15 protein-coding genes are annotated in these 18,561 nt (G+C 46.2%); 10 read left to right on the top strand and 5 right to left on the bottom strand.

Going from position 1 to position 18,561, the window contains the following annotated elements; translation table 11 throughout:
* Positions 1 to 90: 90 nt before the first annotated feature.
* From rnr to trpS, 4 genes are all read left to right on the top strand, one after another.
* Entirely contained in the window at positions 91 to 2,595 is a 2,505-nt protein-coding gene (gene rnr / locus L3V27_RS20415) for a ribonuclease R (RefSeq protein WP_237312624.1), read from the top strand.
* A 70-nt stretch (positions 2,596 to 2,665) separates the two neighbouring features.
* Positions 2,666 to 3,412, top strand: a complete 747-nt coding sequence (gene rlmB / locus L3V27_RS20410; RefSeq protein WP_005395369.1) for a 23S rRNA (guanosine(2251)-2'-O)-methyltransferase RlmB — start codon at positions 2,666 to 2,668, stop codon at positions 3,410 to 3,412.
* 99 nt (positions 3,413 to 3,511) lie between these two features.
* Entirely contained in the window at positions 3,512 to 4,198 is a 687-nt protein-coding gene (locus L3V27_RS20405) for a phosphoglycolate phosphatase (RefSeq protein ID WP_139059418.1), read from the top strand.
* A 115-nt stretch (positions 4,199 to 4,313) separates the two neighbouring features.
* Positions 4,314 to 5,330 carry a tryptophan--tRNA ligase gene (trpS, locus tag L3V27_RS20400; protein WP_053807770.1) on the top strand — a complete coding sequence of 339 codons (1,017 nt, stop codon included), beginning with the start codon at positions 4,314 to 4,316 and terminating at the stop codon, positions 5,328 to 5,330.
* 55 nt (positions 5,331 to 5,385) lie between these two features.
* Here trpS and L3V27_RS20395 read toward each other — a convergent pair whose 3' ends face one another.
* Positions 5,386 to 5,760, bottom strand: a complete 375-nt coding sequence (locus tag L3V27_RS20395) for a hypothetical protein (RefSeq protein WP_012841336.1) — start codon at positions 5,758 to 5,760, stop codon at positions 5,386 to 5,388.
* Positions 5,761 to 6,306: 546 nt separating this feature from the next.
* Between L3V27_RS20395 and L3V27_RS20390 the strand changes: the two genes are divergently transcribed.
* The 6 genes from L3V27_RS20390 (at position 6,307) to L3V27_RS20365 (ending at position 15,253) form a co-directional block, all read left to right on the top strand.
* The gene (locus L3V27_RS20390) at positions 6,307 to 9,261 is read left to right on the top strand and encodes an ExeM/NucH family extracellular endonuclease (protein WP_237312623.1); all 2,955 of its coding nucleotides are present in this window, start codon (positions 6,307 to 6,309) and stop codon (positions 9,259 to 9,261) included.
* 175 nt (positions 9,262 to 9,436) lie between these two features.
* Positions 9,437 to 10,024 (top strand): aminodeoxychorismate/anthranilate synthase component II, encoded by a 588-nt coding sequence (locus tag L3V27_RS20385; protein ID WP_005397690.1) that lies wholly within the window; start codon positions 9,437 to 9,439, stop codon positions 10,022 to 10,024.
* A gap of 361 nt (positions 10,025 to 10,385) precedes the next feature.
* Positions 10,386 to 11,597, top strand: coding sequence for an aspartate aminotransferase family protein (locus L3V27_RS20380; RefSeq protein WP_005397689.1), 1,212 nt, complete (start codon positions 10,386 to 10,388; stop codon positions 11,595 to 11,597).
* 109 nt (positions 11,598 to 11,706) lie between these two features.
* On the top strand, positions 11,707 to 12,726 hold the full coding sequence (astA, locus tag L3V27_RS20375; protein WP_237312622.1) for an arginine N-succinyltransferase: 1,020 nt from the start codon (positions 11,707 to 11,709) through the stop codon (positions 12,724 to 12,726).
* Between the two features lie 28 nt (positions 12,727 to 12,754).
* Positions 12,755 to 14,212 (top strand): succinylglutamate-semialdehyde dehydrogenase, encoded by a 1,458-nt coding sequence (astD, locus tag L3V27_RS20370; RefSeq protein ID WP_237312621.1) that lies wholly within the window; start codon positions 12,755 to 12,757, stop codon positions 14,210 to 14,212.
* 249 nt (positions 14,213 to 14,461) lie between these two features.
* Positions 14,462 to 15,253: a DUF1338 domain-containing protein gene (locus L3V27_RS20365; RefSeq protein ID WP_237312619.1), complete on the top strand. Its 792-nt coding sequence runs from the start codon at positions 14,462 to 14,464 to the stop codon at positions 15,251 to 15,253.
* A 145-nt stretch (positions 15,254 to 15,398) separates the two neighbouring features.
* On the opposite strand, the gene crp is transcribed toward L3V27_RS20365, so the two are convergent.
* The 4 genes from crp to L3V27_RS20345 form a co-directional block, all read right to left on the bottom strand.
* Positions 15,399 to 16,031: a cAMP-activated global transcriptional regulator CRP gene (crp, locus tag L3V27_RS20360; RefSeq protein WP_005381432.1), complete on the bottom strand. Its 633-nt coding sequence runs from the start codon at positions 16,029 to 16,031 to the stop codon at positions 15,399 to 15,401.
* Between the two features lie 240 nt (positions 16,032 to 16,271).
* Positions 16,272 to 17,141 (bottom strand): phosphoribulokinase, encoded by an 870-nt coding sequence (locus L3V27_RS20355; protein WP_005397679.1) that lies wholly within the window; start codon positions 17,139 to 17,141, stop codon positions 16,272 to 16,274.
* A 124-nt stretch (positions 17,142 to 17,265) separates the two neighbouring features.
* A complete protein-coding gene (locus tag L3V27_RS20350) occupies positions 17,266 to 17,478 on the bottom strand; it encodes a YheU family protein (protein WP_048626696.1) in 213 nt (70 codons plus the stop codon).
* A 33-nt stretch (positions 17,479 to 17,511) separates the two neighbouring features.
* Positions 17,512 to 18,519 (bottom strand): hydrolase, encoded by a 1,008-nt coding sequence (locus tag L3V27_RS20345; protein WP_046874535.1) that lies wholly within the window; start codon positions 18,517 to 18,519, stop codon positions 17,512 to 17,514.
* Positions 18,520 to 18,561 lie beyond the last annotated feature (42 nt).

The raw sequence follows: 18,561 nt of genomic DNA, 5'->3' as shown, positions 1-18,561 counted from the left end.
TCGATCATTCTTTTTTCAAAGCAATTCTGTAGCTTATCGAGAGACTCAGATATACTAGCCATATACCTTCCTTGCTAGATAGGCGTGCCTATGTCAGACAATATTCCAAACGATCCTTTTGCAGATCGTGAATCCAAAAATTACGAAAATCCAATTCCAAGCCGAGAGTTTATCATCGAGTTTCTAGAGCAAGCGGGCGTTCCAATGAATCGCAACGACTTGTTTGAGGCACTAAAGCTTGAGGGCGAAGAGCAATACGAAGGGTTGCGTCGTCGGCTACGTGCGATGGAGCGAGATGGTCAACTGGTGTTTACCCGCCGTCAGTGCTACGCATTGCCTGAAAAACTTGAAATGGTGAAAGGTTACGTGATTGGTCATCGTGATGGCCATGGTTGGGTGCGTCCAGAAGGCAGCGTCGGCAAGGATGATGATATTCTGTTACCGCACCATCAAATGAAGAACATCATCCACGGTGACTTTGTTTTAGTGCAACCTACAGACAACAGCAAGCGCGGTCGTCGTGAAGGGCGCTTGGTTCGAGTGTTAGAGGAGCGTAATGATCAAATCGTCGGTCGTTTCTTCCTCGAATATGGTTATTCCTATGTTGTCCCTGATGACTCGCGTATCAGCCAAGATATTCTGATCCCAAATGAGCACAAAGCGGGTGCACGCATGGGTAACGTGGTCGTGATTGAAATTACTGATCGTGGCTCACGCTCACGTGGCATGATGGGTAAAGTGGTTGAAGTACTTGGTGAAAATATGGCACCAGGTATGGAAACGCAAATTGCGATTCGTACACACCAAATTCCTCACGAGTGGCCAGAGGCCGTCGATAAACAAATCGAAAACTTAGGCGAAGAAGTACCAGAAGAAGCCAAAGTTGGTCGTGTGGATCTACGTGAGTTACCACTTGTGACCATTGATGGCGAAGACGCGCGAGACTTTGATGATGCTGTTTACTGTGAGAAGAACAAAGAAGGTGGTTGGCGTTTATGGGTAGCGATTGCTGACGTCAGTTACTACGTTCGCCCTGACTCTGCGCTGGATAAAGAAGCCATCAACCGTGGTAACTCGGTGTACTTCCCATCGCAAGTAGTGCCAATGCTACCGGAAGTGCTATCAAATGGTTTGTGTTCACTTAACCCACAAGTTGATCGTCTGTGTATGGTGTGTGAAATGACCATTTCCGATACTGGTAAGCTGTCTGGTTACAAGCATTACGAGGCGGTGATGAACTCGCACGCTCGTCTCACATATAGCAAAGTGAGCGCAATTCTAGAAGGGGATGAAGAACTACGTGAGCGCTACCAGCCGCTTGTTTCTCATCTAGAAGAGCTGCATAAGATGTACAAAGTGCTGAAAGAAGCACGAGATCAACGCGGTGCAATCGAATTTGAAACCGTTGAAACCAAGTTTATCTTCAATGCGGAACGTAAAATCGAAAGCATTGAGCCAGTAATTCGTAATGACGCGCACAAGATCATCGAAGAATGTATGATTTTAGCCAACATTGCTTCGGCATCGCTGGTAGAAAAAGCGAAAGAGCCTGCGCTCTATCGTATCCACGAATCTCCAGGTGAACTACGCCTGCAAGGTTTCCGAGACTTCTTAAGTGAACTTGGTCTTGAGCTAAAAGGTGGTTTAGAGCCTTCACCAACGGACTATGCCGATCTCGCACGTCAAATCTCCGGGCGTCAAGATCAAGAGTTGATTCAGACTATGCTGCTACGCTCAATGAAGCAAGCGGTATACAACGCAGATAACGCGGGGCACTTTGGGTTGGCATTGAAACGCTATGCGCACTTTACGTCGCCAATTCGTCGTTACCCTGACTTGTTGCTTCACCGTGCAATCAAGTATCTGATTGCTAAAGAAGAAGGTCGTAATCAAGATCGCTGGACACCAACAGGTGGCTATCATTACTCGTTTGACGACATGGATTTTTACGGCGAACAATGTTCGATGACAGAGCGCCGTGCTGATGATGCAACACGTGATGTTGCGGATTGGCTGAAGTGTGAATATATGCAAGACCACGTCGGTGACGAACTAGACGGTGTTATTGCTAATGTCACTAGCTTTGGCTTCTTTGTACGTTTAACGGATTTGCACATCGATGGTTTGGTACATATTTCTACCCTTGCGAACGACTACTATCAATTTGACCCGATTGGTCAACGACTTATTGGTGAAAGTTTCGGTAACATCTACCGCTTAGGCGATGCAGTAAAAGTAAAAGTACTGGCTGTTAACCTCGATGATAAGCAAATTGACTTTGAATTGGTCGAAACAAGTCGTAAGCTACGCGGCGAAGGTAAGACTGCGAAGAAACGCGTAGCGGAAGCAAAACGCAAAGCGAAAGATAAAAAACGCGCTGCGACTCGCTCTTCATCGAAAGAAGGTGGCGCGGCTCGTGCAGTTCCTGCGATAGAGCCAACTAAACGCCCAGAAGAAACGGGCGCAGTGAGTAAGCGCAATGGCCCCAAACGTGATGACGCCGAAGGCAAAAAGAAGCCTAAAGTGAAAAAAGCACGTAAAAAAAAGCCACACAGTAAGCCGAAGAAAACCAAGCGCACTAAAAAAGAAGCGTAGTAGGCTGAAGCGCCAGCTCAGTTCAAACTCAGCTGGCGCAGGCAATACGACCCGAACAACAGGTTAAACAATGAGTAACGAATTTATCTACGGCATTCACGCAGTGAAAGCGGTATTGGAGCGCGAACCAGAGCGTTTTATCGAGGCATACGTTTTAAAAGGTCGTCAAGATGATCGCCTAATGCCAATCCTAAATGATCTTCAGGTTTGTGGTGTCTCTATTCAACAAATGACGCGTAAAACACTGGATGACAAAGCGCGTGGTGCAAATCACCAAGGCATCATTGCTCGCGTAAAACCAGCAAAACAGCTGAACGAGAACGACATTGATGACATCTTAGCGCAGCATGAATCACCGCTACTGTTAGTGCTGGATGGTGTGACGGACCCGCACAACCTTGGTGCGTGTTTGCGTAACGCAGATGCGGCAGGCGCTGCGGCGATCATCGTACCGAAAGATCGTTCTGCACCAATGAATGCCACGGTAAGTAAAGTAGCATGTGGCGCTGCAGAGGTTGTGCCTTTGATTCGTGTAACCAACCTTGCACGTACAATGCGTACGCTACAGGAAAAAGGTATTTGGTTTGTGGGTACGGCTGGTGAAGCTACGCACGACATTTATCAAGCTAAGCTTACTGGTCCTCTTGCTATCGTGATGGGTGCTGAAGGTGATGGTATGCGTCGTCTTACTCGCGAAACCTGCGATGATTTAATTAAGATCCCTATGGCGGGCAGTGTATCAAGCTTGAACGTATCAGTGGCTTCTGGTATCTGTTTGTTTGAAGCGGTTCGTCAGCGTTTGGCTGCCCAAAAATAAGGCGAGCACACTAAGCGTCGCTGAGTGTGACACTGAGTGACATCAAGATTAAGCACACAGGATGGGGAACCATCCTGTGTTATTTTAGCTAGGGAATTTATGACCCAACAAGATATTAAATTGATTGCTTTTGATCTGGATGGAACACTGCTTGATAGCGTGCCAGATCTTGCCGTAGCGGCCGATCAAGCAGTTCAGGCGTTAGGCTATCCTTCTGTATCAGAAGAGCAGGTGCGTGATTACGTTGGTAATGGTGCTGATATATTGATTGGACGTGCATTAAGCCAAAGCATGACCATCAGCAGTGATTTGAGTGATGAGCTGCGTGCTAAAGCGCGTGAGCTGTTTGATGAATACTACAAGCAAAGCGGCCATAAGCTAAGTCACCTTTACCCAACAGTAAAAGAGACGCTTGAAGAGCTACACCAAGCTGGTTTTACGATGGCGATTGTGACGAACAAGCCCTCGAAATTCGTACCAGAAATTCTAGAGCAGCATGACATCGCCAAGTACTTCGCAGACGTATTAGGTGGTGACGCGTTTCCAGAGAAAAAACCAAACCCGGTGGCGCTGAACTGGCTAATGGAAAAGCACCAGGTAAAACCAGCAGAGATGCTGATGGTTGGGGATTCGAAAAACGATATCTTGGCGGCGAAAAATGCGGGTTGTGCTTCATTTGGTTTAACTTACGGTTATAACCACGGCGAGCCCATTTCAGCTTCGAACCCTGACGTAGTGGCGAACCGCCTCGCGGAATTACTGGAAGTCGTCGCTGTTTCTGCATAACGGCAACAAAAGATCTTCCAAAATACTTGTTAATGAGTACACTGAGTAAACCGTGCGCTAAAAGCCGCACGGTTTTTCATTTTAATTAGATTAAGAAGTCAAAGGAATCATTCTAATGAGCAAACCCATTGTATTGAGTGGTGTTCAACCGTCAGGTGAACTAAGTATCGGTAACTACTTGGGTGCTCTACGTCAATGGCAGCAGATGCAAGACGATTATGATTGCCAATACTGTGTAGTAGACCTTCATGCGATTACGGTTCGTCAGGATCCTAAAGCACTGCATGAAGCGACATTAGACGCACTGGCAATTTGTCTGGCAGTTGGTGTTGATCCGAAGAAGAGCACGCTATTTGTTCAGTCACACGTACCAGAGCATGCTCAACTTGGTTGGCTTCTTAACTGTTACACGCAAATGGGTGAGCTGAGCCGTATGACTCAGTTTAAAGACAAATCGGCACGTTACGCGAATGACGTAAACGTGGGTCTGTTTGATTACCCTGTGTTGATGGCAGCAGATATTTTGCTTTACGGCGCACACCAAGTACCAGTTGGTAGCGACCAGAAACAGCACCTTGAGTTAGCGCGTGATATCGCAACGCGTTTTAACAACATCTACTCACCAGAGAGTCCGATTTTTACCGTTCCTGAGCCGTACATTCCAACAGTCAATGCACGTGTGATGAGTCTTCAAGACGCGACGAAGAAAATGTCGAAGTCAGATGACAACCGTAAGAACGTGATTACTCTGCTTGAAGAGCCAAAGTCGATTATCAAGAAGATCAACAAGGCGCAAACAGACACCGAAACCCCACCAAGCATTCGCCATGATATCGAGAACAAAGCGGGTATCGCGAACCTAATGGGACTTTACTCTGCGGCGACAGGCATGAGCTTTGAAGAGATCGAAGCCAAGTACAAAGGCGTAGAAATGTATGGTCCATTTAAGAAAGATGTTGGTGAGGCGGTTGTAGCAATGCTGGAGCCAATTCAAGCAGAATACCATCGTATTCGCGCTGATCGTGCTTACATGGATGAGGTAATGCAGCAAGGTGCAGAAAAAGCCTCGGCTCGCGCCGCTGAAACGCTGAAGAAAGCATACAAAGCGGTAGGCTTTGTCGCTCGCCCATAGTTGCTAAGAATAGATTACAAAAAGCTCCACGTTAGTGGAGCTTTTTTTATGCTTTTTACTGGAATGGCGTGTCTTTCATGCAACGTTCCATATCGTAATATTCAACACGTCCTCGAGCACCTAAAAAGGCGGACTTCACCACCATGCCTCTATCAATGAAGTAACTGAGCTGCACGCATGATATATCGTAGCTAAGTTCTTTAATTCTCGCTGGGATCCAGTAGGTTCCTGGTGTTCTTAGACGCTGGGTAAAAGTAATAACACCCTCGTCACTGACCTCTAACTCTTCAATTCCATCCAGCTCATTTTTGGCTGATTCGATGATGTTTTGATTCGCGGTAGGTTGAAGTGGCTCACTGGCGGTCAATTGACATCCCGTTATCAAGCCAAGTAAGAAGAGAGCTAGCGCACTACGTTGAATTTTTTTCATTTATCGTTCCTGGGTTTACAGCTAATGAGATCTTAATGTCTCGCGCAGGTGTTATATCTTTTGTGTATGAATTTGGCTAGTGAATAAGGAGAAGTTATTGAGCAAATGATGAAAATTTTGAAGTATGAGGGTCATGCGTAAGAAAAAGCCGAGCGAATAATAGGTGACTTAAGTTTAGACATGGCTATAAAAATGAAAATCAAAGCTTTCTAAATTAGTGATTAATTATATTTTCATTTATAACAAAGTGAGCTTGGTTAATAAGCCACTTCACGAGCGATGTATTTTCTACTCCTTAACATGAAGTGAAAAAATAAACTGAGTAATTAATCTAAATTTTGATTTGTTTATCAATAGCGTTCTGTATTTATTACAAAAAATGTTTGAATGGGATGTTCTGGCATATTTTCTTACATTCACATGTGATTCATTTCACGGCTTTAATTGCTCATTCTTATTTATTTCATAAATAAACCTGATAGTAGACGCAAATGGTAGGCTCTGATCAGAGCTAAGTTTGCATTTACATAAATATCAGGTATGACAATGGACACGTTAATCAAACCCTCAATACTCGCACTAACCATCGCCAGTGCACTTAGCGCAAACGCGAACGCAGAGATTATTATTTCCCAGTATGTGGAAGGCGGCGCTTATAATAAAGCGGTCGAGATCGCCAATACAGGTGATACTGCGGTGACACTCACAGGCTATGAATTAGCAAAATCTTCGAATGGTGGCGGCTCGTGGGGCAGCACTCTTGATCTTAGTGACGTAACGTTACAAGCGAAGCAAGTGTATGTGCTTGCTCATGGCGATGCGAGCGAAGCAATAAAGGCGGTTGCGGATTACACTGATAAAAATGTAGCGAACTTTAACGGCGACGATCCGTTGGCACTTCTTAAAGATGGGGAAGTGCACGATATATTAGGTGTGATGGGGGACGTGGATTTCGCTAAAGACACCACGTTAGTTCGTAACAGTGATGCGCTTACACCTTCCACTACCTACCAATCCACTCAGTGGACAGCCTTACCTAAAGATAATATTGATGGTTTAGGGGAATTAAATACAACTGAGCCACCTGCGCCATTTGCTTGTGAAGTAGATGGACAAGAACCAGCCTTTACCACCATCCAAGAGATTCAAGGTGAAGGTGCTTCTTCTCCATTTATTGATGGCTACCCTTACATCACGACCGAAGATCACTTCGTAACTGGTGTGGTCAGTGCGGTAACAACAGGCTTAACTAAAGGCTTCTACCTGCAAGCACTTGAGAATGATGGCAACGACAAGACATCTGAAGGTTTGTTTATTCACACCGATGTTGCAGATACAGAGCTGAAAGCTGGTGATGTTGTTTGTGTGAAAGGGAAAGTACAAGAGTACTACAGCAACACTCAGCTTTCTTCTGATGCAAACAGTTATGTAAAAACAGGCACATCAAACGCCTCTTTGGTTACTCCGTTAACGATTAAGGAAGGGGAAACACTACGTGATGCACTAGAGCGTCATGAAGGTATGCAAGTTGAGCTCAGCTCGGCTAGCGAACTTTTCGTTACTCGTAACTTTTCTTACGATTATGACTCTCGACGCAACAACATGATGTTGTCTCATGAAGCACCGTTGTTTAAGCCGACTCAATTGCATGCAGCAGAGAGTGACGCTGCGGTTGCCCTTGCCAAAGAGAATGCGGCCAACCGTATTTACTTGGAATCGGATAGCAAAGCGCCAAATGGTCAAATCCCATATTTCCCAACGTTTGCACAAGATCTTGACCAAAATGGCTCTTCAGAGCAGCACATTCGCCTAGGCTCTCGTGTCGAAGGCCTGCAAGGTGTTGTGGCTTACAGCTACAACGAGTACCGCCTAATTGCGACCAATGAAGTTGATAGCAGCAACTTTGTCACGTCAGGTGATGACTTTGACGTTGCGCGTAAAGCGGCGCCAGCCATAGCCGATTCTGATTTACGAGTGGCGAGCTTTAACGTTCTTAACTACTTCACTTCGGTTGCTGACAGCGGGCACGACAACCCAACCGGGCAAAATCGTGGCGCAACAAACCTTGATGAGTTCTTGATCCAGCAAGCGAAAATCGTTTCAGCGATGAATAAGATGGACGCGGACATCATTGGCTTGATGGAAGTGGAAAACAACGGCTTTGGTGATGGTAGTGCTATCCAAAACTTGGTTGATGCTTTAAACGCTGAGATTGATGACGTGGAAGATCATTACACGTATGTCGAAATCGAAGAGCAAGACAAATACCAAGAGGAATACTTTGGCAGTGATGCGATCATGGTGGCGATCTTATATCGTGCTAACGCAGTAACGCCAAAAGACGCTGCAAAAGTGATCATCACGCCAGAGCAGCACATTGCAGAAAACACAATTACTCGTAAAGAGGGCACAGAAAGTAACCCTGCTTACGACAAATATCAACGCCATAGCTTATTACAGACCTTTACAGTGAAAGAGACTGGCGAAGATCTTTCAGTGGTCGTGAACCACTTTAAATCGAAAGGTTCTGAATGTATTGAAGAGTGGATTGCTGGTGTAGAAGACTCAGAACCCGCGGATCTGCAAGGCAACTGCAACAACTTCCGTGTTTCTGCTGCGAGAGTCGTTGGTGAAGCGCTGAAAGATATTGATGGCGATGTGCTCGTTATGGGCGATTTGAACGCTTACGGCAAAGAAGATCCGTTACTGACCCTCACTGATTACTCACAAGAGAAATACGGCCGTGATATCTACACTGCCGCTTACACAACTATTGGTGGCGGTGAGCTTCAAGTAGAGAAAACCAAGATTGAAAAAGGCTACGGTCTGCACAATTTAAACACCTTGCTGCATGGCGCTGATACGTTCTCGTACACCTATTCAGGTGAGTTGGGGAACTTGGACCATGCATTGGCAAGCAGCAGTTTAGCGCAAAAAGTGGTGGCGATTGAAGATTGGCACATCAACTCCCTAGAAAGTAACTTGTTTGAATACAGCAGCAAATACACGGGTGACATGCCGAAGTACAAAGATGCGTTCTCAGCGTCTGATCATGATCCAGTGATTATTGCTATTGATTTACCAGATGATGATATCGATTTACCGAAAGCGGGTGAAAACTTAGCTATTGATGTACGTCTACCACCAACTGCGGTTGCGGGCGATATTGTGACAGTGAACTTAACAGCATCCACACAAGCGGCCGCGACAAGCAGTGATGCAAAAGTTTACTCGGCTAGCCAAACCTTGACTCAAACTGACATTGACGCACGCAGCGTGAATATTGAGTTTGAACAAGCGCCAGAACAAGGTAATTACCAGTTAGAAGAGAAAGTGACAGACTCGACAGGCAACGTCGTTAAGTTTAGCTCTGTTCGTGATGTCTCAATGACGCAAACTGAAACGGGTGCAGAAGGTTCGAAGGACTCAGATGGTGGTTCGTTTGGTTTTGGCGCGCTACTCGCGATGCTTGGACTTGGCTTACTACGTCGCCGCAACTAAGCCTTTATCTCCTAAAATACAGCTGTAAAGACCAAAGGCCAGCCGATGCTGGCCTTTTTATTGCACAAAGACTTGCCTTTCTAGTTTGGTGTTGCAAAATACCGCCCTTAATTGTCGCAAACCAGACAATCATCTCTTAAGTCTTGCCTAAACGGATTGGAGCAGCTGACACTCTATGTTGTTGATCATCGATAACTACGATTCTTTCACTTACAACCTCTACCAATACTTTTGCGAGCTTGGCGCTAGTGTAAAAGTCGTGCGTAACGATGAAATCGACATTCAAGGGATTGAAGCGTTGAACCCAACTCACTTGGTGATCTCACCTGGACCGTGTACGCCAAACGAGGCAGGTATCTCTCTACAAGCTATCGAATACTTCGCTGGTAAGCTTCCAATATTGGGTGTTTGCCTTGGTCATCAAGCGATAGCGCAAGTGTTTGGTGGGGAAGTCGTGCGCGCCCGACAAGTGATGCATGGGAAAACGTCACCTATTCGTCACAATGGTCGCAGTGTGTTTAAAAACCTGAATAACCCACTCACCGTAACCCGTTATCACTCTCTCGTGGTGAAAAACGGTACGTTACCCGATGTGTTTGAACTGACCGCATGGACTGAGCTGCCGGATGGAAGTATGGACGAAATCATGGGTTACCAACATAAAACTCTGCCAATTGACGCAGTGCAGTTTCACCCAGAATCGATCAAAACAGAGCAAGGTCACGAGTTGCTCGCGAACTTTTTAGCACGTAAAGCGATCTGATCGCGATCACTTTTCTTAACAAATCATTCATCTTTTTGCCGAGGTGAGTGGATTGCAAAACTATGCGGTTCATTCTGGCCTCTTTGTCTATTCATGTCTTTTTAAACCTTCTATCCCCTGTATTACATAACATTTATAAAAAATCGCTTCTCTATTTTACTTTCTTGATGCATAAATAGTCATAAGCAGTGATTAATGGAAGTTGCTTTCGAGAACGAAAAGAATAAATCACTATTGAAATGGTTAATTAAATGTAAATACAATGCCGCAATAGCTTAAATGCAAAACATTATTTGCTGGCAAAGAGAGCCGGTTAAATTCGCTTATCTGCTACGCATGCGGTATCAAGAAGGAATGTGCAATGACAACGGAAATTAAAGTAGAGCGCGGTTTATTCGATGAGGTAATGGTACCTTGCTATAACCCGATGGAAATGATCCCTGTTAAAGGTGAAGGTTCACGTGTTTGGGATCAGGAAGGTAATGAATATATCGACTTTGCTGGTGGTATTGCAGTGAGCTGTCTTGGCCATTGTCATCCAGTAATGGTAAACGCATTAACAGAGCAAGCTAACAAGCTTTGGCACTTAAGTAACGTGATGACGAACGAACCAGCACTTCGTCTGGCGAAAAAGCTAACAGAAGTGAGCTTTGCTGAGCGCGTATTCTTTGCTAACTCTGGCGCAGAAGCGAACGAAGCGGCACTTAAGCTGGCACGTCGTTACGCTGCTGACGTACATGGCGCTGAGAAATCAGAAATCATCGCATTCAAACAAGGTTTCCACGGTCGTACGTTCTTTACCGTAACGGTTGGTGGTCAAGCGGCTTACTCTGACGGTTTTGGTCCTAAGCCTGGTGACGTTACCCACTTACCTTACAATGATATCGAAGCACTACAGGCACACATGTCTGATCGCACATGTGCGGTGATGATGGAGCCGCTACAAGGTGAAGGCGGCATCGTGCCACCAACGCCTGAGTTCGCTCAAGCGGTTCGTGAGCTGTGTGACAAACACAACGCCTTACTGATCTTCGATGAAGTGCAAACTGGTAATGGCCGTACAGGTAACTTCTACGCTTACCAAGGCTTAGGTATCACGCCAGATATTCTAAGTACTGCGAAATCACTTGGTGGCGGTTTCCCAATCGGTGCAATGTTGACTACTGCAAAATTAGCAGAGCACATGAAAGTCGGTACGCACGGTTCAACATACGGCGGTAACCCACTCGCGTGTGCTGTAGCAGAAGCAGTTGTGAACGAAGTTACTAAGCCTGAAGTGTTGGCTGGTGTGCTAGAACGCGAAGCTATGTTCCGCGAAGGTCTAGAGAAGATCAATGCTAAGTACAACATCTTCTCAGAAGTTCGTGGTCAAGGTCTCTTGCTTGGCGCTGCACTAAATGAAGAATGGCAAGGCCGTGCGCGTGATGTTCTTGTCGCTGCAGGAAAACAAGGTCTAATGGTATTGGTTGCGGGTGCCAATGTCGTACGTTTCACACCATCACTCGTTATCACACAACAAGAAATTGAAGAAGGCTTGGCGAAACTGGATAAAGCGATCGCGACTTTAGTTTAAGCGCGATATCAGTTTCAACGTCAACGCAGACACCCCCGTCAAGGATCTCTGATGGGGGAATTGTTCCTACAATATAGTTAGGATCTTCTTGCATCTGGAGGGAGTATTGATGCTAGTAGTTCGCCCTATCGCGATGTCGGATTATGACGCGCTGCACACTTGTGCGGTGGAGTCTGGTCACGGATTTACATCTCTACCGGTTAACGAAGAACTGTTAACCAATCGAATCAAACACTCAGAGTACAGCTTTGGTAAGCCAGATGTGGCAGAGCCAGGTGATGAAGGCTACCTGATGGTCGGCTTTGACTCTGAAACGGGTGAGGTTGCGGGTACCACCGGAATCGAAGCATCTATCGGCTGGGATGTCCCATTTTACTCGTATCACATTAGTAAAGTGGTGCACTCGTCACCAAAGCTTGGCGTCAATAATGTCGTCAAACTGCTTACTTTTGGTAATAACTACACGGGTAACAGCGAAATTTGTACCTTGTTCTTGCGTGAGAAATTCCGCCAAGGTCTGAATGGTCGTCTAATGTCGAAGTGTCGTTTCCTCATGATGGCTGAGCACCCAGAGCGTTTCTCTGAAACGATCTTTGCGGAGATGCGTGGCGTTTCAGACGACGCAGGCAACTCGCCGTTCTGGCAATGGTTACAAGAGCATTTCTTCTCCATCGATTTCACGCTTGCGGATTACCTGACAGGTATCGGCAAGAAAGGCTTTATTGCTGACTTAATGCCGAAGCTGCCTATCTATATCAACCTCTTGAGTCCAGAAGCGCAAGCGGTCATTGGCCAAGTGCATGACAACACTCGCCCAGCATTAAAGCTGCTTGAGCGTGAAGGCTTCACTAACCGTGGCTACGTGGATATTTTCGATGCGGGTCCAACCGTTGAATGTGACTTACGCAATATTGAATCGGTACGTCACTCGTTCCGTGCGCAAGTGAAAATTGCACAACATAGCAGTACGCAAGACTTCTTGATGTGCAACTCATCGTTCGAAAACTTCCGCGCAGCAGTCACCAAAGCGGCGTATGACGCTGAAACACAAAGCATCATGATCGCACCAGACGTTGCGGATGCACTTTTGGTTGAGGAAGGGGACTTTGTTCGCCTTCTTCCGCAGTAACAGACGACAGAATTTAAGGATAGAAACAATGACACATTGGATTGCAGGTGAATGGGTACAAGGTCAGGGTGAAGCATTTACGTCTCTGTCACCTTACAACCAAGAAGTGATCTGGCAAGGCAACGGTGCAACGGCAGAGCAGGTGAATCAAGCGGTATCTGCAGCGCGTGAAGCGTTTATTGACTGGAAAAAACGCCCATTTGCAGAGCGTGAGGCGATCGTGTTGGCTTTTGCTGAGAAAGTAAAAGAGAACAGCGAAAAAATCGCCGAAGTCATTGCCAAAGAAACTGGTAAGCCAATTTGGGAAACGCGCACTGAAGCAGCGGCAATGGCAGGTAAAATTGCAATCTCTATTCGTGCTTACCATGACCGCACTGGTGAAGCGAGCCGTGAAGCGGCGGGCAACCAAATTGTGTTACGTCATCGCCCACTGGGCGTGATGGCGGTATTTGGGCCATATAACTTCCCTGGTCACCTACCAAATGGTCACATTGTGCCTGCGTTACTAGCGGGTAACACCGTTGTGTTCAAGCCATCCGAGCAAACGCCTTGGACTGGCGAGCTAGCTATGAAACTTTGGGAAGAAGCAGGTCTGCCGAAAGGCGTGATCAACCTTGTCCAAGGTGCGAAAGAAACCGGCATTGCGCTTGCTGATGCGAAAGGCATTGATGGTGTACTGTTCACGGGCAGCGCGAACACGGGGCATGTATTGCACCGTCAATTTGCGGGTCAACCAGGCAAGATGCTCGCACTAGAAATGGGTGGTAATAACCCGATGGTGATCTCTGATAAATACGGTGATTTGGATGCCACGGTGTACACCATCATCCAGTCAGCGTTTATCAGTGCCGGGCAGCGTTGTACGTGTGCTCGTCGTTTGTATGTGCCATTGGGTGAGAAAGGCGATGCGCTTATCACGAAACTGGTTGAAGCGACGAAGAATATTCTCGTAGACCAACCATTTGCAGAGCCTGCGCCATTTATGGGGCCGCAAATCTCCGTTGCCGCAGCCAAGTTCATTCTCGATGCACAAGCGAACCTTCAATCACTTGGTGGTGAAAGCTTGATTGAAGCTAAAGCAGGAGAGGCGGCGTTTGTTTCTCCGGGCATTATTGATGTAACGAACATTGCTGAGCTACCAGATGAAGAGTACTTCGGTCCACTTCTGCAAGTGGTGCGTTACGAAGGGCTAGAAAAAGCCGTAGAACTGGCGAATGACACGCGCTTTGGTCTCTCTGCTGGTTTAGTTTCAACTGACGACCAAGAATGGGAATACTTCGTTGACCATATTCGTGCTGGGATCGTGAACCGTAACCGCCAGCTCACAGGTGCAAGTGGTGATGCGCCATTTGGTGGTCCTGGTGCGTCAGGTAACCTACGTCCAAGCGCTTATTACGCAGCAGACTACTGTGCGTACCCGATGGCATCAATGGAAGGTCAAGAGACTATCTTGCCTGCAACATTAAGCCCAGGTGTGGCGCTATAAGTTTTAATAACAGAGTCGCAACCATGTATTGCGGCTCACCTTGCCGGCGAATCATTTAGGTATGGGTTGTAGTGATCGTTGGCAGAACACGGAAAGTGAGCAAAGACTCGGAAAAGCGTGTTGACTGACTGGCATTTACCGTCACAGGTTGATGGCTGCTCGTTCATTATTCTGGACAACTTTTCGTTGTGAACGAGCAGTCAACTTCCGCTTACCTTTTAACTCTACATCTCGTAACAAGGAGTCGTTATGACGCCCGATGTGTTATTTGAATCGCTATGGCAAGATTACATTCAACGTCTTTGCCCTTCTGCTGCGAAAGTACATCAGCTGCTTCAAGAAGATGAGCCTCTGATTAATGATCATATAGCTTTACGTACCTTCAATATTGCGCCTCTTGGTATCGAAACCTTAGCTAAACCATTTGTAGCCATTGGCTACCAGGCATGTGGTGACTACGTTTTCGAAAGTAAAAAGCTGGTTGCTAAACACTATGAGCACTCTGATCCGAAGCAACCTAAAGTCTTTATTAGTGAGCTAAAAGTTGAGGAGTGTTCACCTGAGCTGCAAGAGATTGTGAAAAAGCTGGTGGCACAAGTCGATGCAGGCAAGCTGAACGATAGCGCATTCTTACATGGTGGACGCTTGTGGGATTTAAGCTTTGCTGACTACCAAACGTTGGCTAAAGAAAGTGAGTACGCATCTTGGTTGGCGGCGCATGGTTATGGCGCAAACCACTTCACGGTGAGCGTTAACCAGCTCAATGAATACGAAGAAGTGAAGCAAGTAAACGATCACTTACGTACGGCCGGATTTACCATTAATGAAAACGGCGGGGAAGTGAAGGGCACTCCTGAGGTGCTGCTAGAACAATCATCGACCATGGCGGATAAAGTGGCGGTTCGCTTTAGCGAAGGCACTGAAATTATCCCTGGTGGCTTTTACGAGTTTGCTAAGCGCTACCCGATGGAAAACGGTGAGCTGTACCCAGGTTTTGTGGCGGCTTCAGCGGACAAAATCTTTGAAAGTACGAATGGCTAACTTTTAGGGTTAACCTTTCGGCTAACCAACTTGCTCATTAGTCTTTTGTTGCTCTGAGCTTAATGTGGTTACAAGACAAATAAAAAGCCACCAATGTCGCCATTGGTGGCTTTTATAATTTTGTTCGCGTCACTCTGGTTTGAGATTAACGAGTACCGTAAACCACGATAGTTTTACCGTGCGCAGAGATTAGGTTCTGCTCTTCTAGCATCTTCAAGATACGACCTACTGTCTCACGAGAACAGCCAACGATTTGACCGATTTCTTGACGAGTGATCTTGATTTGCATGCCGTCTGGGTGAGTCATTGCGTCTGGTTGTTTTGCAAGGTTCAGAAGCGTCTGAGCGATACGACCAGTCACGTCTAGGAACGCCAGGTCACCCACTTTTTGGCTAGTTACTTGAAGACGACGAGCCATCTGCGCAGAAAGGCGCATTAGGATGTCTGGGTTTACTTGGATAAGCTGACGGAATTTCTTGAAAGAAATTTCAGCAACTTCACAAGGAGATTTAGCACGAACCCAAGCTGTGCGCTCTTGGTCTTCCTCGAATAGACCAAGTTCACCAATAAAGTCTCCTTGGTTTAGGTAAGAAAGGATCATCTCCTTACCTTCTTCGTCTTTGATAAGAACCGCAACAGAACCTTTAACGATGTAGTACAAAGTTTCTGCCTTTTCGCCCGCGTGAATTAGCGTGCTCTTTGAAGGGTACTTATGAATATGACAGTGTGAAAGAAACCACTCTAATGTTGGGTCGGTTTGAGGTTTACCTAGAACCATAATATCTCACTTCCTCTGCAGGGTACGCTTGCGCTATCCATATTTTAGCTAAGCCTGAATTAGGCCTACTAGAATAAGAGCACTTTTTATATGCTGCAAGCTCTCTTGTGTTTCGGTAAGAAATAGTATCCTTTTTCGAAAACGATTTCTTGATTTTAATCGTGCCATGATTGAGATTTTGTAAGCAAAACTGTGCACATGATCACGGTATGAAAAGTAAACATCTTCGCAGGCAGGTTTTTAGCCAATTTTCCCTGTTTCGATGAGCTGTTGTAGGATAGGCCGAACTATGAGCTCCATTGCAAAGCTCATCTTACCGCCTGGTACGACAATCGTGTTGTGGCGTGACATGAATGAGCCATCAATCATAGCCAGGAGATATGGGAAGTCGACTTTCTTTATCCCACGCAAGCGAATTACGACAAAGCTCTCATCCAGGCTTGGGATACCCTTCGCATTAAGGGGGTTGGAGGTATCGACCGTTGGGACGCGCTGAAAGTTAATATGAGTGCGAGAAAATTGCGGAGTGATGTAGTTAAGATAATCGTCCATCGAGCGCACGATAGAATCCATTACTGCTTCTCGTGAATGACCGCGGTCACGAGTATCACGCACAAACTTTTGGATCCACTCTAAGTTTACGATTGGTACCATACCAATCAAGAAATCCACATGCTGCGCAACATTAACATCGCCATCCACAACACCGCCGTGCAAGCCTTCATAGAAGAGAACGTCACTGTTCTCCGGTAAGTCCTGCCACGGTGTGAAGGTACCAGGCATTTGATTATAAGGTACGGCCTCGTCAAAGGTGTGTAGGTAGCGACGTACGCTGCCTGCGCCATCGTGACCATATTTACGGAAAAACTCTTCCAATCCTGGAAAGTCATTAGCTTGAGGGCCAAAGTAGCTAATGTGTCGACCTTGCTCGCGCGCTTTACGGATTTCTATATCCATTTCAGGGCGAGTAAAGCGATGGAAGCTGTCGCCTTCAACCCATGCGGGTTTAACGTTCATCATATTGAACATCTTACGGAAGGCTTCAGATGTAGTGGTCGTGCCGGCACCGGATGAACCAGTAACCGCAATAATTGGGTGTTTAGCTGACATGACAAACCTTGTCGAAAATTACTTACCTGTAATGTGCAGTAGGCTGCTACTGCACGGTCGATAACCCACTATAGCACGTAACAATGCCTTGTCATTGAGTGGGGTACGGTAAAATGTGAAGGGTCTAAAATTTTGTTTTTACCTGAATATCGACGGTTTCGTGCAGTTCAGAGAACACGATAACCGCTTCGCCTTTTTCTAATTGAGTTTTTACTTGATCCACTTTGTCTTGCAAAGAAATCTCGACGGTTCCGTAATCCGTGCCTTCACGTAAGACGAATTCACGAATTAAGTTTTCCAATGTTTCTGGCGCAATGTCTTGCCATGGAATGATCATAAATACCTCGAACTTTTATGATGAGCGGCTAGTTTACTGCTTTCGCTGCTTGGATACAGCAGAAAGGTAATCTGCGGCAATACTTTCGTAATACGCTGGCAGCGCTTCTTCCAACCAAAATTTCGGCTTGAGCGCTGAACCTGTAAGGAAACCAACATGCCCACCGTGCTCAAAGAGACGGTAATCAATATTATCTGGCAGAACAAATTTCGGGATCACATCGTCGGTCATGAATGGATCGTCTTTGGCGTGAATGATCAGTGTCGGTAGCGTGATCTGTTGTAATTTACTTAAGCCAGAACATTGATCGTAATAATCTTGTGCGTCTTTAAAACCGTGCAGTGGTGCCGTGATCAAATCATCGAATTCATACAATCGTGTGACACGTTTTATTGAGTTGTAGGACAAAGCGAGCTCGCCATGCAACAAGTGATGTTTTTGCAATGCGTTGCGTTTGAGCGAAGAGAGCAGGTAACGGCGATATACTTTCGAAAAGCCTTGTTCAATACGGTTCGCACACGCTGCTAAGTCTAAAGGTGCTGAGATAATGGTCGCCGCATTCAAAATGGGGTGGTCTTTGTATTGGGCTAAATAATTCGCCAACATGTTACCGCCAAGAGAAATGCCAACCGCAACTTTGGGGTTATCAGGAAAGCGTTGCTCAAGGTGCTCTAAGAAGTGGCGGGCGTCAGTCACTTCACCAGAATGATAGGCGCGAGCTTTCTTGTTTGGCTTACCGCTACAACCGCGGAAATGCATCATCACCGACAGCCATCCGGATTGAGCAAATGCATTCATTAGGCCATTGGCGTAAGGGCTATAGAAGCAGCCTTCTAGTCCATGAAATAAAACAAAAATCGGCTTTTTTTGCGCAGGTTCTTGGGTTGGGTCCTCGCTCCATGCGAGATCGAGAAAGTCTCCATCGGATGTATCGAGGGTTTGCCAAATCGGCGTAAACAACGCTTTTTTGCGAATAAAACGCGGTAAAAGCGTTTGAAGATGCGGGTTTTTGATCCCGGCGGCTGCGAAAAATTGTGTCATACCTAACTGCTCTTATGCGGTTCTTCGGTGTTAGTTGAAGAA

The organism is Vibrio sp. J2-3(2022) (assembly GCF_021725735.1).
GTDB classification, from domain to species: Bacteria; Pseudomonadota; Gammaproteobacteria; order Enterobacterales; family Vibrionaceae; genus Vibrio; species Vibrio diabolicus.
The sequence above is the reverse complement of the archived record's forward strand: the minus strand, read 5'-3'. Positions and strand labels throughout refer to the sequence as shown.